Here is a 22,233-nt window from a genome sequence, read left to right as displayed (position 1 = left end):
TCCTACCTGAGTGCAGCGACCCTTTCTCGGCAGTGAAGCCCTGGCGGCCGGGGTCGTCAACAGGTATCAGCTTTCGACGCGGTACGACACGGTGTTCCGCAACGTCTACGTTCCCCGCGGTCAGATTCTGACCTGCGTCGACAGGGCGGTGGCGGCGTGGCTCTGGTCGGGCCGACGGGCCACCGTCGCAGGTGTTTCCGCCGCGGCGCTGCTCGGCACGAGGTGGATCGACGCGAAGCTGCCTGCCGAACTCAACCAGCCGAGCCGTCACAGGACCACCGGCATCCTGCTGCACAGCGACGTTCTCGCCGAGGACGAGAGGTGCGAGATCGGCGGCGTCCCCATTACGACTCCGGCCCGAACCGCATTCGACCTGGGCCGTCGGAAAGGGCTGACGACGGCCGTGGTGCGACTGGATGCGCTCAGACAGGCCACGCGTTTGGATCCGGATGCCGTGGAAGCGCTCGCCTCACGCCATCACGGTGTGCGCGGTCTCGTGCAGCTGCGGAGGGTGCTGGCGCTGTCGGAGGCCGGGGCGGAGTCGCCGCAGGAGACCCGTACGCGGCTGGTCCTCACCGCGGCCGGTCTGCGCCCGACGCACACGCAGATCGAGGTCTTCGACCGCGACGGCTTCGTCGCGCGCATCGACATGGGCTACCCACGCTGGAAGGTCGGCGTCGAATACGACGGCGCACAGCACTGGACGGATCCGGCCGTCCGCGATCGCGACCTGGAACGGCGGGCCCGCCTCACGGCGCTGGGCTGGCGGATCGTGCACGTCAATGCCGAGCTGCTGCACCGTCGTCCGGCGGTCCTCGTCGCAAGAACCGAAGCCGCGCTTCGCGAAGCCGGTCGAACGTGAGCTCGCGCCCGAAACTCGGGCCGAATCTGGGACTTCAGCTCACGTTCGGCGCACCACCGCCGTCTTCGTCGCCAGGTCGTGCAGGCCGCGCAGGTCGGCATCGGTGAACAGCGGCGGGATGACCAGGGCGATCAGCAGGCCCCGCGCGGCGGCCCGCCCCAGCCCGACGTGCATGCGCTCGTCCATCGACGCCACCGACAGCCCGAGCGCGAGCTGACCCGGGGTGAACCCGAACAACCGCACCGACGCGACACCGATGACGAACCAGATCGCCAGGATCGCGGTGGACATCGCGCCGACCGAGATCCAGCCGAACGCCATGGCCAGCGCGGCGAGACCATATCCGATGAACCAGTCGACGAGCATGGCGGCCACCCGCCGGCCGAACCGGGCGATCGACCCGGGGCCGTCAGCCGGCAGTCCGAGCCGCTGCCCCGGATATTCGTTGGGTGGTTGGCCCGGGCCGCCGGGTCCGCGATGGGATTCGGGACCGGACAGCCAGGAGCCGAGCGCGCGGGCCATACTGTCAGCTTAGGCGGCGCCTCCGCGGACGTGAGCCGACGGTTGTCGGTAGCTCCGTAACGTCCACGCAACATGCGGTTGACGACCGTGCAACATCGTGTCCATAGCGTCAACGCGCGGGTTCACCAGTAAAGGAGACAACTCAGTGGCAGAAAAGACGGCCGACGACATCATCAAGCAGATCAAGGACGAGAACGTCGAATACGTCGACATTCGCTTCTGCGATCTGCCCGGTGTCGTCCAGCACTTCTCGATCCCGGCGTCGGCGTTCGACGAGAGCGTCTTCGAGGACGGGCTCGCGTTCGACGGCTCGTCGGTGCGCGGCTTCCAGTCCATCCACGAGTCGGACATGATGCTGCTGCCCGATCCCGAGACCGCGCGCATCGACCCGTTCCGGCACGCGAAGACGCTGAACCTGAACTTCTTCGTGCACGATCCGTTCACCCGCGAGGCCTACTCCCGCGATCCGCGCAACGTGGCCCGCAAAGCGGAGAACTACCTCACCAGCACCGGCATCGCCGATACCTGCTTCTTCGGAGCCGAGGCCGAGTTCTACATCTTCGACTCGGTCACCTTCGATTCGAAGATGAACGGCACCTTCTACGAGGTCGATTCCGAATCCGGCTGGTGGAACAGCGGTGAGCCCTTCGAGGCCGACGGCAGCCCCAACCGCGGTTACAAGGTGCGCCCCAAGGGCGGCTACTTCCCGGTCGCGCCGTACGACCACTATGTCGACCTGCGCGACAAGATGGCCACCAACCTGATCAACGCCGGCTTCGTGCTCGAGCGCGGCCACCACGAGGTGGGCACCGCCGGCCAGGCCGAGATCAACTACAAGTTCAACACGCTGCTGCATGCGGCCGACGATGTGTTGTTGTTCAAGTACATCATCAAGAACACCGCGTGGCAGGAGGGCAAGACCGTCACGTTCATGCCCAAGCCGCTGTTCGGTGACAATGGCTCGGGTATGCACGCCCACCAGTCGCTGTGGAAGGACGGCCAGCCGCTGTTCCACGACGAGTCGGGCTACGCGGGGCTGTCCGATGTCGCCCGCCACTACATCGGCGGCATCCTGCACCACGCACCCTCGCTGCTGGCATTCACCAACCCGACGGTGAACTCCTACAAGCGCCTGGTGCCGGGCTACGAGGCCCCGATCAACCTGGTGTACAGCCAGCGCAACCGCTCCGCCTGCGTGCGCATCCCGATCACCGGCAACAACCCGAAGGCCAAGCGCCTCGAGTTCCGCTGCCCGGACAGCTCGGGTAACCCGTACCTGGCGTTCGCGGCGATGCTGATGGCCGGCATCGACGGCATCAAGAAGAAGATCGAGCCCCAGGCGCCGGTGGACAAGGATCTCTACGAGTTGCCGCCGGACGAGGCCGCCAACATCCCGCAGGCGCCCACCTCGCTGTCGGCCGTGATCGACCGGCTCGAGGACGACCACGAGTACCTCACCGAGGGCGGCGTCTTCACCGAGGATCTGATCCAGACCTGGATCTCCTACAAGCGGGAGAACGAGATCCTGCCGATCCAGATCCGGCCTCACCCCTATGAGGTCGCGCTGTACTTCGACGTGTAACCGACAGCATCGAGCAGGGGCCGGGTGGAGCACTCCACCCGGCCCTTGGCTTTGATGGACCCATGCGAGTTCTCGTGCAGCGGGTGACCCGCGCGAAGGTCGTCGTCGACGGCGCGGTGGTCGGCGCGATCGAACCCGAGCGGCAGGGATTGCTGGCCCTGATCGGTGTCACGCATACCGACGACGCGGACACGGCCGCCAGAATGGCCGAAAAGCTGTGGCGGCTGCGGATTCTCGACCAGGAGCGGTCGGCCGCCGACGTGGCGGCGCCGGTGCTGGTGGTCAGCCAGTTCACTCTCTACGCCAACACCGAGAAGGGACGCAGGCCGTCCTGGAACGCCGCGGCCCCGGGTGCGGTGGCCGAGCCGCTGGTCGCTGCGTTCTGCGCGGCACTGCGAGGGTTCGGCGCCGAGGTGCAGACCGGAGTTTTCGGTGCGGACATGAATGTGGAACTGGTCAACGACGGTCCGGTAACGGTGCTGCTCGAGCTGTGAACATCCTGGACCGAACCGCGTAGCGTGACCCCATGGCGACCACATTCGACGCACGGCTCGCGCAGTACTCGTCCCCCGTTCTGAGCATCTTCCGCATCGTCTTCGGACTGGCGTATCTGATCCACGGTTCCCAGAAGCTCTTCGGCTGGCCGGTGGCGGCCCCCGGTCCGATCGCGGTCGGCGACTGGCCCATGTGGTGGGCCGGTCTGCTCGAGTTCGTCCTCGGACTGCTGATCACCATCGGGTTGTTCACCCGCATCGCGGCGTTCATCGCCTCGGGTGAGATGGCGGTGGCGTACTTCTGGATGCACTGGCCGCCGCTGGAGGGCCCGAAGGGCAGCTTCTGGCCGCTGGCCAACAACGGTGAGCCGGCGCTGCTCTACTGCTTCGGATTCCTGCTGCTGGCCACGCTCGGGGCGGGCGCGTTGTCGGTCGACGCGCGCCGCCGCGGCCGCACCCTGGCCGGCAATGTTGGCGCCAACCGGGTGGTGACCGGCACCGCCGCGCCGGCCGGTTACGCGACCGGACAACCGGTTCGGCAACCGGTTCGGCGAGGTGGGCTGCTCAGCCGGTTCCGTCGCCCGCGCTACTAGAGACCGAGTTCGCCCAGCGACGCATGGTCGTCGGGCCGCCGGCCCAGCGGCCAGCGGTACAGACGTTCGGATTCGGCGATCGGCAGGTCGTTGATCGAGGCGTGCCGCGCGAGCATGAGTCCGTCGTCGTCGAACTCCCAGTTCTCGTTGCCGTAGGACCGGAACCATCGGCCCGACGCATCGTGGCTCTCGTAGGCGAATCGCACGGCGATGCGGTGACCGTCGAACGCCCACAGTTCTTTGATCAGCCGGTAGTCCAGTTCCCGCTCCCACTTGCGGGTGAGGAAGGCGACGATCTCCTCGCGACCGGTGACGAACTCCGACCGGTTCCGCCATCGGCTGTCCACGGTGTAGGCCTGCGCCACCCGCTGCGGATCGCGGGTGTTCCATGCGTCTTCGGCGAGCCGGACCTTCTCGATCGCGCTCTGGCGGGTGAACGGTGGTAGCGGTGGGCGTGGTGACATGTCAGATGTCCAGTCCGAGGTCTTTGCGGAACCGCTTCATGCCGTCGATCTTCTCGGCCGTACTCGCGTCGGCACCGGTGTAGAACATCCACGGCATGGTCAGGATGTGGGTGATGCCCGCCGCCTCGGCGCGGTCGTAGTCGGCGCGGACGACGGCATCGGTGAGCGGGGTCAGGATCGTGAAGTCGTCGAGCGGAAGACCCGCCGCGGCGCGCATCTCGCGCACCCGGGTGGCCGACTCGATCGCCCGGTCGGTGGAGATGAGGTCGCCGATCCAGCCGTCGTTGCGCGCGGCGCGACGCAGCGCGACGTCCGACAGGCCGCCGACGTAGATCGGGATGTGCGGCGGTGAGGGCTCCATCTCCAGGCGCGGCGCCGAATAGAACCCGCCGTCGAATTCCGTCCAGCCCGGCTGCCAGAGCGCCCGGAAGAGCTCCAGCATCTCGTCGGTGCGCTTGCCCCGCCGGTCGAACCGCTGGCCCATCAGCGCGAATTCCTCTGCGCACCAACCGACGCCGATACCGAGTTCGACGCGGCCCCCGGTCAGATAGGCGGCGGTACCGATCGCCTTGGCCGCCCCGTAGGGGTCCCGCATGGCGGGGATGTAGACGGTGTTGACGAACCGCAGCCGCGTGGTCACCTGCGCGAGGGCGCCGATGAGCACCCAGGGATCGGGCCAATGGGTGAACGGTTGCCAACGCCGTTGGCCGTCGCGGGTGTACGGGTACGGCGTCGCCAATTTCTCGAGGTTCACCACGTGATCGGGAATGCCGACCCCGTCGAAGCCCAGTTCGTCCGCGGCGCGGGCGATCTCGATGACCTCGCTGGTGTCCAGAAAAGCCAGGCTGATGTAGAACTTCATGACTGCTTCATCCGGCGTCGCGCGCCCAGGCCGGCATGATGAAGACCCCGTCGGCCTCGGCGGTCACGCCGTCGGCGTCGCGCACCTCGCCTCGGGCGAAGGTCTTGATGCCCTCGACCCGGTCGATCCACGCCTCGGCGCGCACCGGCCCGAGCGGCGTGCCGCGCAGATAACGCACCGTGATGGTGCCGGTGAACAGCGGACGGGTCAGCCCCTCGCTGGCGGCCTCGCCGAGGAGGTGGTCGAGCACCAGAGCGCAGATACCGCCGTGCACCAGTCCGGGCGGTCCCTCGTAGGCGGCGCCGAGGGTGAATTCGCTGACCCACCGCCCGTCGGCGGCCCGTTCGATCGGCATCGGCGGCGCGATCGCGTTGAACAGTCCGACAGCGGGATTCGTCCAGGTCAGCGGACGGCCGGTGGTGGCGTGCCGGACAGGGACGGTGCGGTCGCGCTGGGCGCGGCGCAGCGTCTCAGTGACCGCCTCGATCGCCGCCTGCGCCTCGCGCGCTGTCACATCGTCGACATCGGTGTGGATGCCGGCCTCGACGAGTTCGCGGATCGCCCGGGTCAGCGGTTCGTGCACCGCCCGCAGCCGCTCGTACTCCTCGTCGTCCATGTCCCGGAATGGAACGGTCATGCGTTTCCAGTCACTCACCGAACACCTTTCGCACCACCGTCTTCGCCCGCCGCGTCACGCGCAGATAGTTGTCGAGGAATTCGCCGCCGTCGTCGTCGTCCCATCCGGCCGCCACCGCCACCGCGTTGAGCTGACGGCCCGGGCCGGGCAGCTGGTCGGTCGGCTTGCCGCGCACCAGCACGAGCGCATTGCGGGCGCGCGTCGCGGTCAGCCACGCCTGGCGCAGCAGGTCCACGTCGCCTTCGGCGATCAGTTCGGCCGCACCGATCGCGTTCAGCGCATCGAGTGTCGACGTCGTATGCAACGCGGGCACCTTGTCGGCGTAGCGCAGCTGCATCAGTTGAACCGTCCACTCGATGTCGGTGAGACCGCCGCGCCCGAGTTTGGTGTGGGTGTTCGGATCGGCGCCGCGGGGCAGCCGCTCGGCATCCACCCGCGCCTTGATCCGCCGGATCTCGCGCACCGCGTCGGCCGACACCCCGCCCTTGGGATACCGCGTTTTGTCCACCATGAGCAGGAACCGTTCGCCCAGGTCGAGGTCGCCGGCCACCCGGTGGGCCCGCAGCAGCGCTTGTACCTCCCAGGGCTGCGCCCACTGGGTGTAGTACGCCTCGTAGGACGCCAGGGTTCGCACCAGCGGACCGTTGCGGCCTTCGGGTCGCAGGCCGATGTCGACCTCGAGCGGCGGGTCGGAGCTGGGCGTGCCGAGCAGGGTGCGGACCCGTTCGGCGACGCTGACCGCCCACTTCACCGCGACGGATTCGTCGGCTCCGCTGCAGGGTTCGCAGACGAACATGACGTCGGCGTCTGAGCCGTAGCCCAGCTCGTGCCCACCGAGGCGGCCCATACCGATCACCGCGATCCGCGCGGGCGGACCGCCCTCGTGCGCGTTGGCGCGCATGACGGCGTCGAGCGCGGCCTGCAGCACTGCCACCCACAGCGCGGTCAGCGCCCGGCAGACCTCCGTCACGTCGAGCATGTTGAGCAGGTCGGCCGAGGCGATCCGGGCCAGCTCGCGGCGGCGTAGCGTGCGCGCGGCGGCGATGGCGCGCACCGGGTCGGCGTGTCTGCCGGCCGAAGCCACCAGTCCCCTGGCCATCGCGTCCGGCTCGGTCTCGAGCAGTTTGGGTCCCTTGGGCCCGTCGGCGTAGAGCTGGATGACTTCGGGGGCACGCAGCAGCAGATCGGGGACGAACGCCGAGGTGCCGAGGACGCGCATCAGCCGCTTGGCCACCGCGCCCTCGTCGCGCAGGGTCGCCAGGAACCAGCGCTGGTCGATCAGCGATTCGCTGATCCGCCGGTAGGCCAGCAGACCCGCGTCCGGATCGGGGGTGTCGGACAGCCAGTCCAGCAGGGTGGGCAGCAGCACCTGTTGCACCCGCCCACGGCGGTCACCCCTGCCGGTCAGGGCTGCGAGGTGGGTCAGCGCACTCTGCGGGCCTTCGTAGCCCAGCGCGGCGAGCTGACGCTCGGCGGCGGCGGTGCTCATCCCGGGTTCGATGCCCAGCGCCGGCTGGCCCACCGATTCCAGCAGCGGTTGATAGAACAGCTTGGCGTGCAGCCGCGACACCCGCAGGCTCTGGCGTCGAAGCTCCTCGCGCAGCACGCCCAACGCGTCGTGCTGCCCGTCGGGGCGGACGTGGGCGGCGCGGGCCAGCCACCGCATCGCCTCGTCGTCGTCGGCCTCGGGCAGCATGTGGGTGCGTTTGAGCCGCTGCAGTTGCAGCCGATGCTCGAGCAGACGCAGGAATTCATACGACGCGGTCATGTTCGCCGCGTCGTCGCGCCCGATGTAGCCACCGGTGCCGAGGGCGGCCAGCGCGTCGACGGTCGACGCGACATGCAGGGATTCGTCGTTGCGGCCGTGTACCAGCTGCAGCAACTGCACCGCGAATTCGACGTCGCGCAGCCCGCCGGTGCCGAGTTTGAGCTCACGGGTGCGCACCCCCGCCGGCACCGTCTCCTCGACCCGCCGGCGCATCGCCTGGACTTCGGGTACGAAATCCTCACGCTCGCAGGCGGTCCACACCATGGGCATGAGCGCCTCGACGTACTGGCGGCCGAGGTCGGCGTCGCCCGCGGCCGGCCGGGCCTTCATCAGGGCCTGGAACTCCCACGTCTTGGCCCACCGCTGGTAGTAGGCGACGTGCGATTCCAGGGTGCGGACCAGCTGGCCGTGCTTACCTTCCGGCCGCAGCGCCGCGTCGACTTCGAAGAAGGCGTCCGCGGCGAACCGCATCATCTCCCCCGCGACCCGGGTGGCGATCGCGTCGGCCGGGTCGGATACGAAGATGACGTCGACGTCGCTGACGTAGTTCAGTTCCCGCGCACCGCATTTGCCCATCGCGATCACCGCGATGCGCGGGCGGTCGCCATCGCCGCACACCGACCGCATCGCCACCTCCAGGGCGGCTCCCAAGGCGGCGTCGGCCAGATCCGAGAGGTGTTCACCGACGGTCGGGAACGGCAGTACCGGCTCGTTCTCCACCGTCGGCGCGACGTCGAGCGCCGCCAGGACCAGCAGTCGGTCCCGGTAGTGGTCGCGCAGCGGCGCCATCGCCGCCGCGCCGTCCGCGGCGTCGGTGGCCAGTTCGGCGAACGCCGTGCGCAGTGCCTGCGCCGACGGGAGCTCCACCTTGCCGGCGAGCAGCCGCCAGCGGTCGGAATGGGCGACCAGGTGATCACCCAGTGCCAGTGACGATCCGAGGACGGCGAACAGCCGTCCGCGCAGACATTTGTCGACGAGCAGCGCATCGTCGAGTTCGCGCCAACCGTCGCCGAGCGCCTCGGCCAGTCGGACCATGGTGTACAGCGCGCTGTCCGCATCCGGCGCACGCGAGAGCGACCACAGCAGTTCGACGTACCGGTCGGTGTTCCAGCCCAGCTGCGCCAGGTGGCCGGCGGCCTGCTCCCCGACCAGTCCCAGCCGACCGACGCTGGGCAACTTCGCGCGTTCGGTGGAGGGTCGGGTCACACCGCAAAGGTAGCGCGCAGGACCTGTTACCCGGACACCCCGGTCACAAACTCAGGTAGGTCTTGAGCTCGTAGGGGGTGACGTGGCTGCGGTAGGTCTCCCACTCCGAACGCTTGTTGCGCAGGAAGTAGTCGAACACGTGCTCGCCCAGGGCCTCGGCGACCAGTTCGGAATTCTCCATATCGGCCAGCGCGACGCCCAGGCTGCCGGGCAGTTCCTTGTAGCCCATGGCTCGCCTTTCCTCGGCGGTCAGGCTCCACACGTTGTCCTCGGCCTGCGGGCCCAACACGTAGCCCTTCTCGACGCCGCGCAGCCCGGCGGCGAGCAGTACGGCGAAGGTCAGGTAGGGATTGCACGCCGAGTCGGGGCTGCGCACCTCGATGCGACGCGACGACGCCTTGCGCGGGGTGTACATCGGCACCCGCACCAGCGCCGAGCGGTTGGCCGCGCCCCACGACGCGGCCGTCGGGGCCTCGCCGCCGTGCACCAGCCGCTTGTAGGAGTTCACCCACTGGTTGGTGACGGCACTGATCTCGTTGGCGTGTTCGAGGATGCCGGCGATGAACGATTTGGCGACATCGGAGAGTTGCAGCGGGTCGTCGGGGCTGTGGAAGGCGTTGGTCTCACCCTCGAACAGACTCATGTGGGTGTGCATCGCCGAGCCCGGGTGTTCGGCGAACGGTTTGGGCATGAACGACGCCCGCACTCCGTCACCGAGCGCGACCTCCTTGACGACGTAGCGGAACGTCATCACGTTATCGGCCATCGAGAGGGCGTCGGCGTAGCGCAGATCGATCTCCTGCTGGCCGGGCGCACCCTCGTGGTGGCTGAACTCCACCGAGATACCCATCTGTTCGAGGGCGTCGATGGCGTGTCTGCGGAAGTTGGGCGCCGAATCGTGGACGGCCTGATCGAAGTAGCCACCGTTGTCGGCCGGAGTCGGCGGGGTGCCGTCGTAGGCGCCGGGTTGGAGCAGGAAGAACTCGATCTCCGGGTGCACGTAGCAGGAGAATCCGAGATCGGAGGCCTTGGCCAGCTGGCGGCGCAGCACGTGGCGCGAGTCCGCCCATGACGGGGATCCGTCGGGCATCGTGATGTCGCAGAACATGCGGGCCGAATGGTGCTTCTTGGAGCTGTCGGCCCACGGCAGAACCTGGAAGGTCGACGGATCGGGCCGGGCCACCATGTCGGCCTCGGAGACGCGTGCGAAGCCCTCGATCGCCGAACCGTCGAAGCCGATGCCCTCCTCGAAGGCGCCTTCGAGCTCGGCCGGGGCGATCGCCACCGACTTGAGATAACCGAGGACGTCGGTGAACCACAGCCGGACGAAGCGGATGTCGCGTTCTTCCAGCGTGCGGAGCACGAATTCCTTCTGGCGATCCATGAGCGCAGCGTAGGTTCCAGCTGTTAATTCTGTGTTACGGCGCTGCTAGCTCGGCGATTTAGGTGTGACAAACGAGCCCGTTGGGCGGGACCACGGCATCGACCAGGAAGCGCACCACGGCGGTGTCGACGCAGGCGTCGCCGTTGAACACCACGGTGTGCTGGGTGCCCTGGAAGGTGATCAGCGAGGCGTTGAGCTGTTTGGCCAGCGCCACGCCCGCGGCGTACGGCGTCGCCGGGTCTCCGGTGGTCGAGACCACCACCACCTTGCCCGGGCCGGGGCTGGTCGCCGGGGCGGGCGCCGAGGTCGGCGGCACCGGCCACAGGGCGCACACGTCGCGGGGGGCGTATCCGGTGAATTGACCGTAGGCGAAGAACGGCGCCACCTCACGCGAGCGGCGGTCGGCCGCCGCGTAGACCGCCAGGTCGGTCGGATACGTCGCGTCGACGCAGCGGATGGCGGTGAAGGCGTCCTGGGCGTTGGAGTACTGCCCGGCGGTGTTGCGGCCCTGGTAGTCGTCGGCCAGGGTCAGCAGGTCACCCGGGTCGGTACCGCGCTGCAGGCCGAGCAGCCCGCTGGTGAGGTAGGGCCAGTAGCGCGCGCTGTAGAGGGCGTTGCCGGTGCCGGTGATGGCGTCCTGGTAGCTCAGGCCGCGCGGATCCGGCGTGGCCGCGGGTCGGGCCACCAGCGGATCGACGAGTTGGTGGAACCGGTCGTTGAAGCCGGCCGGGTCGGTGCCCAGCGGGCAGCCGGCGGATTCGGCGCAGTCCGCGGCGTAGGCGTCGAACGCCTTCTGGAATCCGGCCTGCTGCTGCAGATTCTTGGCGATCGGGTCCTGGCTGGGGTCGACGGCACCGTCGAGCACCATCGCGCGCACCCGCTGCGGGTATTGCCCGGCGTAGGCGGCGCCGAGCTGGGTGCCGTAGGAGAATCCGAGATAGCTGATCTGGTTCTCCCCCAGCGCGCCGCGCACGACGTCCATGTCGCGGGCCGCCGATGCGGTCCCGATACCGGCCAGGAAGTCCAGCCCCATCCGGTCGGCGCACTGCTGGGCGAACTGCCGATAGAGCTCTTCGATGTGCGCGACACCGGCCGGGCTGTAGTCGGCCAGCGGTTCGCGACGGTAGGCGTCGAATTCGGCATCGGTGCGGCAGCGCAGCTGCGGCGTGGAGTGTCCGACCCCGCGCGGATCGAAGCCGACGAGGTCGAAGCGGCGGGTGATCTCGGTGTCGGCCAAGCCGACGCCCATACCGGCCACCGTGTCGACCGCCGACGCGCCCGGCCCGCCCGGGTTGACCATGAGGACGCCGATCCGGTCACCCGACGCGGGCACCCGGATGACGGCCAGCTGCGCCTGCGGGCCGTCTGGGCGGGCGTAGTCCACCGGAACCGACACGGTGCCGCATTGCGCGGTGGGGACGGTGTCGACGATTCGCGTACACGGCCCCCACACCGGCGGCTGGCCGTAGGACCCGACCGCGCCACCTTCGGGGCTGGCCGCCGCGGGCGCGGCGACCAGACCCGCCAGCACGGCCGTCGCCACCGCAGCCGCCAGCGACCGCCGGCCTCCCCACCACATGGCGATCATGGTCGCACGGCTGACGCCGGTGGGACCGTCCTCGGGGTCAAACGGTGACCTGGCTGTGATCAGGCGTCGAGTTCGTAGCTCAGCCAGGACGACTTCTCGGCGCCCAGCGAGTCGTAAAGCCGCTGTGCGGCAACGTTGTCCGGCGCGGTCTCCCATACCAGCTTCGGGACGCCACGGTCCCGGCACAGCTGCAGGCAGCGCTCGATGAGGGCACGTCCGATGCCGCCGCCCCGGGTTCCCGGCACCACGTAGAGGTCGTTGAGCACGCCGACCCGGCCGGCGTGCAGTGTCTGCCACGTCCAGTAGATCGTGGCGAACCCCACCGGTGTTTCCGCGCCGTCGCGGGCGATCAGCTGGACGCCCTCGTCGGGGTCGTCCAGCAGCGCCAGCGACAGCGTCCGCAGCGCCTCGTCGGTCGGGTCGACGCGGTAGAAGTCGCAGTAGCCCCGCAGCAGCGGCCTCAGATCGTCGAGGTCGGCCGCGGTCACCGCGCTGATCGTCAGCTGGTGCACCGGGTGTCCGGCGGCGGCACGGTCACATCGATGAGGTACTTGGCGGCGATCTCGTCGACGCAGGAATTGCCCTGGAACGCGACGGTGTGCTGGGTGCCCTCGAAGGTGAGCAGCGTGCCGCCGAGCTGACGGGCGAGGTCCACACCGGCCTGGTACGGCGTGGCCGGATCGTTGGTCGTGGAGATCACCAGCAGCGGCGGCAGCCCCTGTACCGCGATCTCGTGCGGTTCGCTGCTGGGCTTGATCGGCCAGAACGCGCAGGTGCTCATGGGGGCGTGGCCGGTGAACTCGCCGTAGCTCATGAAGGGGGCGACCTCGCGCAGCTTGCGGTCCTGCTCGACGACCTTCGCGGGATCGGTGATGCGCGGCCGGTCCATACAGTTGACCGCCACCCGCACGTCGGTGGAGTTGTTGTAGTGCCCCTGGGCGTCGCGGCGCATGTACAGATCGGCCAGCGACAGCAGGGCGTCACCGCGCCCGGCCCGCAGCTGGGTGAGGCCCTGGGTCAGATAGCGCCACAGGTTCGGCGAATAGAGCGTCTGGATGGTGCCGACGATCGCGTCGCTGTAGCTCAGCCCGCGCGGGTCGTCGGTCGCCGCCGGCTTCTGCACCAGCGGATCGACCAGGCTCTTGTAGACCTCGACGGCCTTGGCCGGATCGGTGCCCAGCGGACAGCTGGGGTCTTTGGCGCAGTCGGCGGCGTAGTCGTTGAACGCGGTCTGGAATGCGGTGGCTTGGCGGATGTCGGCCTCGAGCGGATCGGCGTTCGGGTCGACCGCGCCGTCGAGGATCATCGCGCGCACCTTGTCCGGGAACTGCTCGGCGTAGATGGCCCCGATGCGGGTGCCGTACGAGTAGCCCAGGTAGGTCAGCTTCTCGTCGCCGACCGCCTCGCGGATCGCATCGAGGTCCTTCGCGACGTTCTCGGTGCCCACGTTGGCGAGGAACTCCTCGCCGGACTTGTCGAAGCAGCGTTGCACGAACGCCTTGAGCTCACCTTCGATGTGCGCGACACCCTCGGGTGAGTAGTCGACCATCGGATCGGCCCGCTGGCGGTCGTTGTCGGCGTCGGAATTGCACCACACCGCCGGGCTGGACGATGCGACACCGCGCGGGTCGAAACCGACCAGGTCGAAGCGCTCGCGGACCGAGGACGGAATGTTCGGGAGCATGGACACCGCGGCCTGCACACCGGACTCCCCCGGGCCGCCGGGGTTGATCATCAGGGAGCCGATCTTGTCGCCGGTCGCTTTGAACCGGATCAGCGCGAGCCGCGCCACCTCGCCGTCCGGCTTGTTGTAGTCGACCGGCACCGAGAGCAGTCCGCACTCGGCGTCGCCGGGGATGCGCACCGCGTCCGACGGGGCAGCCGCTTCGCAGGGACCCCACGCGACGGGTGAGCCGGGCCGGGGCACCCCGACCGTCGCCTCGCCGTCGGTGGACTTGCTGCAGCCCGAGGCGAGCAGCAGCCCGATCGCGGCCGCCACTACGACCTTGCGACCGCCCTTGCGACTGCCGTTCCCAAGCCTCATGGCAACACATGCTGCCATGAACTCCGATCGTCCCCGGTGAGGGCGCTCGCCGGGGCCCGGCGGCCGGGCGCTACCCGGTGGCTGCGAGCAACTCTGCGAGCGCGGGACCGAAGTCGTCGGCCAGAGTCCACAGGTCCGGCAGCAACTCCGGACACGACACGATGCCGACGTCGAGCTTGCCGTTGAGCGACATGACGGTGATGTTGAGTCCGGCGCCGTGGAAGACCGGCCCGATCGGGTACATCGCCGTCACCTCGGCGCCCATGTAGTACAGCGGGATCTGCGGACCCGGCACGTTCGAGATCACCAGGTTGAGCACCGGCCGGGCGCCGGAGAGCCGGCTGGCCGCGTAGACGCGCATGGCGGTGCCGAACACCGCGGGTGCGGCGAATTGGGTCCAATCCTGCAGCAGCGTGGCGCCGATCGCCGAACTGTGTTGTTTGGCAACCGAATTGGCGTCGGCGATGGACTTGATGCGTTCGACCGGATCCTCGATGTGGGTTTCGAGGCGGGAGAACATGCCCGAGACCTGGTTGCGACCGGGGCGGTCGGACTTGTCGTGCACGGACACCGGCACCATGCCGATGAGGGAGCTGGCCGGCAGCTCACCGCGATCGAGCAGAAATTTGCGGAGCACGCCGGAGACCAGTGCCATGACCACATCGTTGACCTTGACCCCGAAGTGGTTCTTCACCGTCTTGATGTCTTCGAGGTCCAGCTGCGCCCAGGCGATGTTGCGGTGTCCGGTCACGTTGGCGTTCCACGCGGTCTTCGGCGCGGCGAACGGTGCGGCCATGGACGCACCCGCGCGCACCCGTTTGACGGTGTCGACGACGGTGTTGAGCGTGCTCGGCACCGCGTTGACGAACTTCAGTGGCCGGGTGGCGTATTTGACCGCTCCGGTGACCGCGATCTCCACCGAATTGCCGCCGCCGACTCCGGCGACCGGCTCCGGCGCCGGCGCGTCGGGTTCGGTGCTGCACAGCTTCGACATCAGGCTGGCGCCGGTCACGCCGTCGACGGCGGCATGGTGCACCTTGGTCAGCACCCCGACCCGGCCGCCTTCGCGGGGGTCGACGCCGTCGATGCCCTCGATGATCCATTTCTCCCACAGCGGCCGGCTGCGGTCGAGCGGCTGAGAGGCGATGTGGCCGTAGATCTCCGAGAGTTCCTCGCGGCCGCCGGGCACCGGGACGGCGATTCGGTGGACGTGCCGCTCGATGTCGAAGTTGTCGTCCTCCACCCATACCGGGTGGTCGAGATTGAAGCGGGAGTCGGCGAGCTTCTCGCGGAATTCGGGCATCGCGGCAATGCGTTCCTCGAGCGCGTCGCGCAGCTTGGCGAAGGTGTAGCCGCCGGGCATGGTGGTGGTGTCCAACTCGAGGATCGAGCAGACGTGCAGCAGCTGCTGGGGGGTTTCGAGGTAGAGGAAGCTGGCGTCGAGTCCGCTGAGCCGTTGCATGCGCCCAGCGTAAAGCGCCTGCGGGCCGGTGTGAGGAAATCCACTTAACGCGCCGTTCACCTCCAGGTGACGAAGTGGCAGACTGGCGATGTCAGACGAACCCGGGGACCCGGTATGTGGCCTCGAGGATCGACCCGACCTTTCGACGAAGGACAACGATGTCTGAACAAGCCGTCTACGGTGCTGCCGACAATCCGTCCGCCGACAAGCCCCGCACCAAGGTGCGCGTCACCCATCTGCAGAAGTGGAAGTCCGAAGGCCACAAGTGGGCGATGCTCACGGCCTACGACTTCTCCACCGCCCGCGTCTTCGACGACGCCGGTATCCCGGTGTTGCTGGTCGGCGATTCCGCCGCCAACGTGGTGTACGGCTACGACACGACGGTGCCGGTGACCGTCGACGAGCTGATCCCGCTGGTGCGCGGGGTGGTCCGAGGCGCACCGCACGCACTGGTCGTCGCCGACCTCCCGTTCGGCAGCTACGAGGAGAGTCCCCGCCAGGCACTCGCGACGGCCACCCGGTTCCTCAAGGAGACCGGCGCCCACGCGGTCAAACTCGAAGGCGGTGAGCGGGTCGCCGAGCAGATCGCGACGCTGTCTGCAGCCGGCATCCCGGTGATGGCGCACATCGGCTTCACCCCGCAGAGCGTCAACGGTCTTGGCGGCTTCAAGGTGCAGGGCCGTGGGGATGCGGCCGATCAGACGATCGCCGACGCCATCGCGGTCCAGGAGGCCGGGGCGTTCTCGGTGGTGATGGAGATGGTGCCCGCGGAGTTGGCCACCCAGATCACCGGCAAGCTCACCATCCCGACCATCGGCATCGGCGCGGGTCCCAACTGTGACGGCCAGGTGCTGGTGTGGCAGGACATGGCGGGGATGACCGCCGGCCGCACCGCCCGGTTCGTCAAGCGCTTCGGCACGGTCGGCGACGAATTGCGCCGGGCGGCAACGCACTACGCCGACGAGGTGGCGGCCGGGACGTTCCCGGCCGAGGAGCACTCCTTCTAGTCCGGTTCGGCTCAGGAGTATTCGGCGCGGCGTTTGGCCAGGAATGCGTCCACGCCCTCGTGGCCGTCGGCCGAGTCGGCCTGCCGGGCGATCGTGCGGCCTTCCAGCTCCATCTGTTCTTCCAGGCCGTTCTTCAGCGACGCCAGCAGCAGCGTCTTCACCGCCCCGTGTGAATCCCTCGAGCCGCCCGCCAGCTGCTCGGCCAGCTGCGCGGCCCGGCCGGCGAGCGCGTCGTCGGGAACCACCTCGGTGATCAGACCCCAGTCGAGGGCTTCGGCCGCCGAGAGCGTGCGGTTGGTGAGCATCAACTCCTGTGCGCGGCGCAGACCGACCAGCCTCGGCAGATAGTAGGAGGAACTGCCGTCGGGGGTCAGGCCCACCCTGGTGTACGCCATGGTGAACGACGCCGACTCCGACGCGAGCACCAGATCGCCGGTGATGGCCAGGCTGAAGCCGGCGCCGGCGGCGGTGCCGTTGACGGCGGTGATCAGCACGGCGTCCATCCGGGCGAACGTCGAGATGGCGCGGTGCAGATCGTCGGCCACCCCCTTGATGAAGCGGCCGCGGCCGGGTGCGGCGGCGAAGGCCTTGAGATCGCCTCCGGCGCAGAAGAATCGCCCCGACCCGGTCAGCACGACGGCTTTGACCGCGCGGGTGTCGCAGCGGGTGGCGGCGTCGGCGAGTTCGGCGGTCATGGTGTCGTTCATGCCGTTCGCGGCGTCCGGACGGTTCAGCGTGATCCGGGCGACTGCTCCGGTCTGCTCGAAGGCGATGGTCTGGTATTCGGTCACACCGGGACTGTAGCGAGTCACCGGAGCGGGCCCGTTCACCTTCGTATGGCACCCTTGGGCGCATGGCGGCGAAGAAGTCGAAGACCTCCCGGTATACCGAGGTCGAGCGCAAGTTCGAGGTGGTCGACACCACCGGATCGCCGTCCTTCGAAGGACTCTCGGCAGTGACCCGGGTGGAGCGGCTGCCGGTCGAGCAGCTCGACGCCGTGTACTTCGACACACCGGGCCGGGATCTGGCCGCCCGCCGGATCACGCTGCGGCGGCGGACCGGGGGCACCGACGCCGGCTGGCATCTCAAGCTGCCGGCCGGGCCGGACTCCCGTACCGAGGTGCGGGCGCCGCTCGAGGGCAACGATGACGTCCCCGCCGAACTGCGCGACGTGGTGCTGGCGATCGTGCGGGACCGGCCGCTGTCACCGGTGGCGACGATCAGCACACAGCGCACCATCGACCTGCTGTACGGAGCCGACGATGACCCGGTGGCCGAATTCTGTGATGACCGGGTCACCGCGTCAGCCGAGGACGGTGACGAAAAACGCTGGCGGGAGTGGGAACTCGAGCTCACCGAGCACGCCTCGGACACCCCCGAGCTGCTGGACCGCCTCGCCAACCGGCTGATCGACGCCGGCGCGGGGCCCGCCGGGCACGGCTCGAAACTGGCCCGCGTGCTCGATACCGGCGAGGAGGTCACCGAGGTCGCCACGCGCAAAACGGATCCGGTGCATCAAGCCGTCGCCGAACAGGTCGACGAACTGGTGGCCTGGGACCGTGCGGTGCGCGAGGACGTGTGGGATTCCGTGCACCAGATGCGGGTGACGACGCGCAAGATCCGCAGTCTGCTGCAGTCCTCCGAGGGGGCCTTCGGCATCTCCGACGACGCCTGGGTGCTCGAGGAGCTGCGCCAGTTGGCGGCGGTTCTGGGCGTGGCGCGGGATGCCGAGGTTCTGGCCGAGAAGTACGAGAAGGCGCTCGAGTCGTTGGCGCCGGAGCTGGTGCGGGGGCCGGTGCGCGAGCGGCTGGTCGAGGGCGCGAAGCGCCGCTACGACGCCGGTCTGCGCCGGTCGCTGATCGCCATGCGCTCGCAGCGATATTTCCGGCTGCTCGATGCGCTGGACGGTCTGGTCGCCGCCGACCCGTCGGCCGGCGGATCCGGCGCGGCGCCCGAACCGGTGACGATCGACCATTCCTACAAGCGCATCCGCAAGGCGGCCGCCAAGGCCGACGAAGCGACCGGGCACGAACACGACGAAGCGCTGCACAAGATCCGCAAGCGCGCCAAACAGCTGCGCTATACCGCCGCGGCCACCGGTGCGGCGAAGGTGTCCGACAAGGCCAAGGCCATCCAGTCGCTGCTCGGCGACCATCAGGACAGCGTGGTGAGCCGGACCCACCTGCAGGAGCAGGCCACCGCGGCGCACGCCGCCGGCGAGGACACCTTCACCTACGGAGTGCTCTACCGGATCGAGGACGAGGTCGCCCAGAGCGCGGCCGAACAGCTCGACGATGCCCTGGACGATCTCCACAAGTCGGTGCGTAAGGCGAAGAAGGGCAAGTAGAGGGCGGACGAGCTGGCCTGTAAGCCGGATTCTGTCCCGCACCGCACAGGCGGCGCGGCGGCGACCATCCATCTGGACACTCCGTTGCCGGGTGCCTCGAGCGGCCTACCCGCAGGCTCGGGCGAGCAACCCTCGAGCGCCTGCGCGACCGCACTCGCGTGCGGCCTTCTTGGCCTTGCTTCGGGTGGGGTTTACCAAGCCACTCCGGTCACCCGGAATGCTGGTGCGCTCTTACCGCACCGTTTCACCCTTACCACCGCAAGCGGTGGCGGTCTGTTTTCTGTGGCACTTTCCCGCGAGTCACCTCGGATTGCCGTTAGCAATCACCCTGCTCTGCGAAGTCCGGACTTTCCTCGAACCGTGTCGGGTCCGCGGCCGCCCGGCCAACTCGTCCGCCCCCATACGGTAGCGGTCAGGACGCTCACGCGGCGCGCAGGCCGGCGAAATATGCCGCGATGCCGATCTCTATTCGGCTCATCGCCACGGGAGTCGTCCCGGGAGCCGGTGGCGCGGACGAGCGGTAGGCGGCGCCGGTCGGTGTGACGAAGGTGGCGCGGTGGCCGTCCGTGCGGTCGTCGGTCGTCACCGTCCATCCGGGCACCTCCTTGACGTAGTTGCAGTGCGCGCACATCCCCAGCCCGTTCCTCGAGCTGGTCGGTCCGCCCCGCCGGTGTGGATCGGCATGGTCGATGTGGCGGACCGGTGCATCGCAGAAGGGGGTACGACAGGTGCGGTCCCGCAGCTTCACGAAGGCGGCCAGCCCCGCCGGGAACCGCCGCGACCGCGACTCCATCGCGAGCAGCGCACCGCCGACCGGCCGACGGTAGAGGCGGCGAAGCGTCGCCTTCGACCGCGCATCGCCGGCCGCATCGTCGACGAGCCGGCGGGCCACCGCCGCCGGAATCGGTCCGTACCCCTGCATTTCGGCGGGTGTCGACGTACCACCGAGCAGGGCTTCGTCGGTCATCACGAGGTTCACCTCGACGGGAACCGGTACCTCGGCGGGTCTGCCCGTGACCCGCTGCACCAGGGTGTCGGCCATGATCTGGCTGCGCGACCGGTCGTCGAAGGTGGTGTCGGCGGCGCGCCGCAACGCCGCATAGACGCTGACGCCCTGCGCGACGGGTAGCAGCGCGGTCAGGTAGACCATCGCATCGGGCGCCGGGCGACACGTGATCTTTCGTTCAGCAGGCGCTTTGGCCATCCTGTCGACCACCGCCTGGGCGTCCAGCCGGTAGGCGATCTTCTTCGCCTCGGCCTCGATGCGGGCATCGCCCCAACCGTCCAGCGCGGCGACGTCGCCGCACAGTTCGGCGTCCAGCATGCGCCGGTGCGCCACCGACAGGCACGCCGATTCGCGCACGATCACCGTCGCTCGCCACTCCGACAGCGCGCCACACTCCAGCGCGGCCAAGGTGTTGGGCATCTCTAGCACCAGCGCCTTGGCCAGACCCAGGTGCCGGCCGCCCCGATTGGGAGAATCCCGACGCGCCAGGGCGATCTCGCCGGCCACTCCCCGTCCCCGTTTGGCCGCCGGCACGCCCTCGGCGCGCTCGCGGGCCCGCCGCGCCGCGTCCAGGGTCGCCGCGGCACGAGCCTGACCGGCCGCCGCGGCCGCCTTGACCCGCTCCAGCTCGGCGATCCTGGCGATCAATGCGTCTTCCTCGGCGAGCGGATCCACCGCCGCCAGCTCCGCTGATTCGAACATACGTTCACACTAGACGGGGCCACCGACATTATCGTGTTCAACCGGGGTTGGGGTGAGGATGGTCTTGCTCGTTCGCCGCTGGCGATAACTCAGGCGCAGGTGCGGCCGGGTGGATCACCGACGTGATGCACGATTCCGGCGACGCGTCCTACGCCGGGGGCTTCCGCAGGCAACTCGCCCGTAGGCAGCTAGCGAGCCTCGTCGGATCGTCGTAAGAGGATCACGCTGTCCCGTTCGACCGCTTCCACCCGCACCCGTTCCCAGCACGCCGGGTCGAGCGCCAGCTTTTCGACGACCTCGTGTGCGGACGGGAAGTCGTGGTGATGGTCATCGGCCATTCCGGGTGGCGCCGAGGCGTGATCGACCACCAGCAGTCGTCCGCCGGCCGCCACCGACTCCGCCAGCCGGCGCAGGATGGCCTCCCGGTCCCACTCGTAGGGGGCGTGGAAAAACTGTGCGGACACCAGATCGAAACGGCCGGCCGGGATGTCCGCCGTCAGGTCGTGGCGCTGAAACGAGATCCGTTCGGCGACACCAGCGGCGGCGGCATCCTCGGCGGCCCGGCGCAGCGCGGTGGGCGAGACATCGACGCCGACCACCCGCCAGCCCCGCTGGGCGAGCCAGATCGCATCGGCACCTTCCCCGCAACCGACGTCCAACGCTGTTCCCGGCGTGAGGTTCTCGGCGATCTCCGCCAGACGGGCGTTGACCCGTCCGCTCCACACCCGCTCGGCGGCTCCGTAATGCCCCTCCCAGAATTCGACGGTCATGCCGGCACCGGCAATCCGTACTCGTCGGCAAGTAGGCTCTGCACCACTGCCGCCGCGGTTTTCGACCCGGCCGCGATCGCCGCGGCGACCTGCGGCAGCTGGACCGTCACGTCGCCGGCGGCGAAGACACCGCGCAGTGAGGTGCGACCGAATGCGTCCACCCACACCGCATCCGCCGACATCGGATTCGCCGCGTCGAGGCGCACGCCGAGCCGCTGCGCCAGCGGTGACCGTTGCCGCAGCACCGGGGCGGCCATCAGGCCGCGGCGCGGGAGCACCGTGCCGTCATCGAACTCGATCTCCACGCCGCCCCGTGCAGCGCGCACCTGCGACGGCCGCCGGGGATCGACGACGATCCCGGCTGCCTGCACCAGGGCGGCTTCGTCACCGTCGAGCGAGTCGGTCAGCAGGACGATGTCGTCGGTCCAACCCCGCAGCATCAGCGCCGCGTGCACCGCCCGGGCGCCGTCGGCCAGCACAGCCAGCGGCGCCTCCCGCATCTCCCACCCATGACAGAACGGGCAGTGGAACACCGCATCGCCCCACAGGTCGGCCAGCCCCGGCAGGTCGGGCAGCCGGTAGTCCATTCCGGTGGCCAGCAGCAGGCGGCGCGCGGCCACCGCACTACCGTCACCGAGCCGCACGTCGAACAGCTCGCCATCACGCGCGTCGACCACCTCGCCCGTGCGCACCTCGACGTTCGGATACCGCGTGAGTTCGCTCCGGCCGTCGGCGTACAGGTCGGCGGGCGGTCGGCCGTCATGGCCCAGCAGACCGCCGATGCCGTGCGACACGGCGTTGCTCGGCGCACCCGTATCCACCACCAGCGTGCGGCGCCGCGCACGGCCGAGCACCAGCGCGGCGCTCAATCCGGCGGCACCACCACCGGCGATCACACAATCCCAGGTCTCATTCATGCCTCGAGGTTGCCCC

20 protein-coding genes and 1 other RNA gene are annotated in these 22,233 nt (G+C 69.1%); 6 read left to right on the top strand and 15 right to left on the bottom strand.

Translation table 11 applies throughout. From position 1 onward, the window contains the following. Positions 1–10 precede the first annotated feature (10 nt). Positions 11–862: an endonuclease domain-containing protein gene (locus ACN27E_RS02295; protein WP_422746408.1), complete on the top strand. Its 852-nt coding sequence runs from the start codon at positions 11–13 to the stop codon at positions 860–862. 39 nt (positions 863–901) lie between these two features. Here ACN27E_RS02295 and ACN27E_RS02290 read toward each other — a convergent pair whose 3' ends face one another. After that, entirely contained in the window at positions 902–1,384 is a 483-nt protein-coding gene (locus tag ACN27E_RS02290) for an RDD family protein (RefSeq protein WP_422746407.1), read from the bottom strand. A 145-nt stretch (positions 1,385–1,529) separates the two neighbouring features. Between ACN27E_RS02290 and glnA (ACN27E_RS02285) the strand changes: the two genes are divergently transcribed. The 3 genes from glnA (ACN27E_RS02285) (at position 1,530) to ACN27E_RS02275 (ending at position 4,053) form a co-directional block, all read left to right on the top strand. Further along, on the top strand, positions 1,530–2,966 hold the full coding sequence (gene glnA, locus ACN27E_RS02285; protein WP_422746406.1) for a type I glutamate--ammonia ligase: 1,437 nt from the start codon (positions 1,530–1,532) through the stop codon (positions 2,964–2,966). A gap of 62 nt (positions 2,967–3,028) precedes the next feature. Then, positions 3,029–3,460 (top strand): D-aminoacyl-tRNA deacylase, encoded by a 432-nt coding sequence (gene dtd, locus ACN27E_RS02280; RefSeq protein WP_422746405.1) that lies wholly within the window; start codon positions 3,029–3,031, stop codon positions 3,458–3,460. A 32-nt stretch (positions 3,461–3,492) separates the two neighbouring features. Beyond that, positions 3,493–4,053, top strand: a complete 561-nt coding sequence (locus ACN27E_RS02275) for a DoxX family protein (RefSeq protein ID WP_422746404.1) — start codon at positions 3,493–3,495, stop codon at positions 4,051–4,053. Here ACN27E_RS02275 and ACN27E_RS02270 read toward each other — a convergent pair. From ACN27E_RS02270 to ACN27E_RS02230, 9 genes are all read right to left on the bottom strand, one after another. Next, the gene (locus tag ACN27E_RS02270) at positions 4,050–4,517 is read right to left on the bottom strand and encodes a DUF1348 family protein (protein WP_422746403.1); all 468 of its coding nucleotides are present in this window, start codon (positions 4,515–4,517) and stop codon (positions 4,050–4,052) included. The genes ACN27E_RS02275 and ACN27E_RS02270 overlap by 4 nt on opposite strands. Position 4,518: 1 nt before the next feature. Next, a complete protein-coding gene (locus tag ACN27E_RS02265; protein ID WP_422746402.1) occupies positions 4,519–5,379 on the bottom strand; it encodes a TIGR03619 family F420-dependent LLM class oxidoreductase in 861 nt (286 codons plus the stop codon). A 7-nt stretch (positions 5,380–5,386) separates the two neighbouring features. Continuing rightward, positions 5,387–6,016, bottom strand: coding sequence for a PaaI family thioesterase (locus ACN27E_RS02260; RefSeq protein WP_422746401.1), 630 nt, complete (start codon positions 6,014–6,016; stop codon positions 5,387–5,389). Positions 6,017–6,026: 10 nt separating this feature from the next. After that, the gene (locus tag ACN27E_RS02255; protein WP_422746400.1) at positions 6,027–8,990 is read right to left on the bottom strand and encodes a bifunctional [glutamine synthetase] adenylyltransferase/[glutamine synthetase]-adenylyl-L-tyrosine phosphorylase; all 2,964 of its coding nucleotides are present in this window, start codon (positions 8,988–8,990) and stop codon (positions 6,027–6,029) included. A gap of 43 nt (positions 8,991–9,033) precedes the next feature. Beyond that, the gene (gene glnA, locus ACN27E_RS02250) at positions 9,034–10,374 is read right to left on the bottom strand and encodes a type I glutamate--ammonia ligase (RefSeq protein WP_422746399.1); all 1,341 of its coding nucleotides are present in this window, start codon (positions 10,372–10,374) and stop codon (positions 9,034–9,036) included. A 58-nt stretch (positions 10,375–10,432) separates the two neighbouring features. After that, the gene (locus ACN27E_RS02245; protein ID WP_422746398.1) at positions 10,433–11,962 is read right to left on the bottom strand and encodes an alpha/beta hydrolase; all 1,530 of its coding nucleotides are present in this window, start codon (positions 11,960–11,962) and stop codon (positions 10,433–10,435) included. A 59-nt stretch (positions 11,963–12,021) separates the two neighbouring features. Continuing rightward, positions 12,022–12,474, bottom strand: coding sequence for a GNAT family N-acetyltransferase (locus ACN27E_RS02240; protein ID WP_422746397.1), 453 nt, complete (start codon positions 12,472–12,474; stop codon positions 12,022–12,024). Then, entirely contained in the window at positions 12,462–14,006 is a 1,545-nt protein-coding gene (locus tag ACN27E_RS02235; RefSeq protein ID WP_422746396.1) for an alpha/beta hydrolase, read from the bottom strand. The genes ACN27E_RS02240 and ACN27E_RS02235 overlap by 13 nt, the downstream gene beginning before the upstream one ends. A gap of 70 nt (positions 14,007–14,076) precedes the next feature. After that, complete coding sequence (locus ACN27E_RS02230; protein WP_422746395.1) at positions 14,077–15,468, bottom strand: WS/DGAT/MGAT family O-acyltransferase; 1,392 nt, start codon at positions 15,466–15,468, stop codon at positions 14,077–14,079. Between the two features lie 158 nt (positions 15,469–15,626). Between ACN27E_RS02230 and panB the strand changes: the two genes are divergently transcribed. Next, on the top strand, positions 15,627–16,475 hold the full coding sequence (gene panB, locus ACN27E_RS02225) for a 3-methyl-2-oxobutanoate hydroxymethyltransferase (RefSeq protein WP_422746394.1): 849 nt from the start codon (positions 15,627–15,629) through the stop codon (positions 16,473–16,475). 11 nt (positions 16,476–16,486) lie between these two features. On the opposite strand, the gene ACN27E_RS02220 is transcribed toward panB, so the two are convergent. After that, positions 16,487–17,266, bottom strand: a complete 780-nt coding sequence (locus ACN27E_RS02220; protein ID WP_422746393.1) for an enoyl-CoA hydratase/isomerase family protein — start codon at positions 17,264–17,266, stop codon at positions 16,487–16,489. A gap of 62 nt (positions 17,267–17,328) precedes the next feature. On the opposite strand from ACN27E_RS02220, the gene ACN27E_RS02215 reads away from it, so the two are divergent. Next, the gene (locus ACN27E_RS02215; RefSeq protein WP_422746392.1) at positions 17,329–18,822 is read left to right on the top strand and encodes a CYTH and CHAD domain-containing protein; all 1,494 of its coding nucleotides are present in this window, start codon (positions 17,329–17,331) and stop codon (positions 18,820–18,822) included. Positions 18,823–18,826: 4 nt separating this feature from the next. Here ACN27E_RS02215 and rnpB read toward each other — a convergent pair. The 4 genes from rnpB to ACN27E_RS02195 all read right to left on the bottom strand — a co-directional run bounded on the left by rnpB (position 18,827) and on the right by ACN27E_RS02195 (position 22,217). Continuing rightward, an RNA gene (gene rnpB, locus ACN27E_RS02210) (RNase P RNA component class A) lies at positions 18,827–19,213 on the bottom strand. Between the two features lie 30 nt (positions 19,214–19,243). Continuing rightward, entirely contained in the window at positions 19,244–20,530 is a 1,287-nt protein-coding gene (locus ACN27E_RS02205) for an HNH endonuclease (protein ID WP_422746391.1), read from the bottom strand. A 188-nt stretch (positions 20,531–20,718) separates the two neighbouring features. Then, on the bottom strand, positions 20,719–21,300 hold the full coding sequence (locus ACN27E_RS02200) for a class I SAM-dependent methyltransferase (RefSeq protein ID WP_422746390.1): 582 nt from the start codon (positions 21,298–21,300) through the stop codon (positions 20,719–20,721). Next, positions 21,297–22,217, bottom strand: a complete 921-nt coding sequence (locus ACN27E_RS02195) for an NAD(P)/FAD-dependent oxidoreductase (RefSeq protein ID WP_422746389.1) — start codon at positions 22,215–22,217, stop codon at positions 21,297–21,299. Before ACN27E_RS02195 ends, ACN27E_RS02200 begins: the two co-directional genes overlap by 4 nt. Positions 22,218–22,233 lie beyond the last annotated feature (16 nt).

The organism is Mycobacterium sp. WMMD1722, from assembly GCF_049315205.1.
Taxonomy (GTDB): domain Bacteria; phylum Actinomycetota; class Actinomycetes; order Mycobacteriales; family Mycobacteriaceae; genus Mycobacterium.
This window is presented reverse-complemented; position numbering and strand designations above follow the sequence as displayed.

Excerpts from the sequence above, each read along its gene's own strand:
- ACN27E_RS02290 (WP_422746407.1), bottom strand. The coding sequence starts at position 1,384 with ATGGCCCGCGCGCTCGGCTCCTGGCTGTCCGGTCCCGAATCCCATCGC.
- dtd (WP_422746405.1), top strand. The coding sequence starts at position 3,029 with ATGCGAGTTCTCGTGCAGCGGGTGACCCGCGCGAAGGTCGTCGTCGAC.
- ACN27E_RS02275 (WP_422746404.1), top strand. The coding sequence starts at position 3,493 with ATGGCGACCACATTCGACGCACGGCTCGCGCAGTACTCGTCCCCCGTT.
- ACN27E_RS02270 (WP_422746403.1), bottom strand. The coding sequence starts at position 4,517 with ATGTCACCACGCCCACCGCTACCACCGTTCACCCGCCAGAGCGCGATC.
- ACN27E_RS02265 (WP_422746402.1), bottom strand. The coding sequence starts at position 5,379 with ATGAAGTTCTACATCAGCCTGGCTTTTCTGGACACCAGCGAGGTCATC.
- ACN27E_RS02260 (WP_422746401.1), bottom strand. The coding sequence starts at position 6,016 with ATGACCGTTCCATTCCGGGACATGGACGACGAGGAGTACGAGCGGCTG.
- glnA (WP_422746399.1), bottom strand. The coding sequence starts at position 10,374 with ATGGATCGCCAGAAGGAATTCGTGCTCCGCACGCTGGAAGAACGCGAC.
- ACN27E_RS02245 (WP_422746398.1), bottom strand. The coding sequence starts at position 11,962 with ATGATCGCCATGTGGTGGGGAGGCCGGCGGTCGCTGGCGGCTGCGGTG.
- ACN27E_RS02235 (WP_422746396.1), bottom strand. The coding sequence starts at position 14,006 with ATGAGGCTTGGGAACGGCAGTCGCAAGGGCGGTCGCAAGGTCGTAGTG.
- ACN27E_RS02230 (WP_422746395.1), bottom strand. The coding sequence starts at position 15,468 with ATGCAACGGCTCAGCGGACTCGACGCCAGCTTCCTCTACCTCGAAACC.
- panB (WP_422746394.1), top strand. The coding sequence starts at position 15,627 with ATGTCTGAACAAGCCGTCTACGGTGCTGCCGACAATCCGTCCGCCGAC.
- ACN27E_RS02215 (WP_422746392.1), top strand. The coding sequence starts at position 17,329 with ATGGCGGCGAAGAAGTCGAAGACCTCCCGGTATACCGAGGTCGAGCGC.
- ACN27E_RS02205 (WP_422746391.1), bottom strand. The coding sequence starts at position 20,530 with ATGTTCGAATCAGCGGAGCTGGCGGCGGTGGATCCGCTCGCCGAGGAA.
- ACN27E_RS02200 (WP_422746390.1), bottom strand. The coding sequence starts at position 21,300 with ATGACCGTCGAATTCTGGGAGGGGCATTACGGAGCCGCCGAGCGGGTG.
- ACN27E_RS02195 (WP_422746389.1), bottom strand. The coding sequence starts at position 22,217 with ATGAATGAGACCTGGGATTGTGTGATCGCCGGTGGTGGTGCCGCCGGA.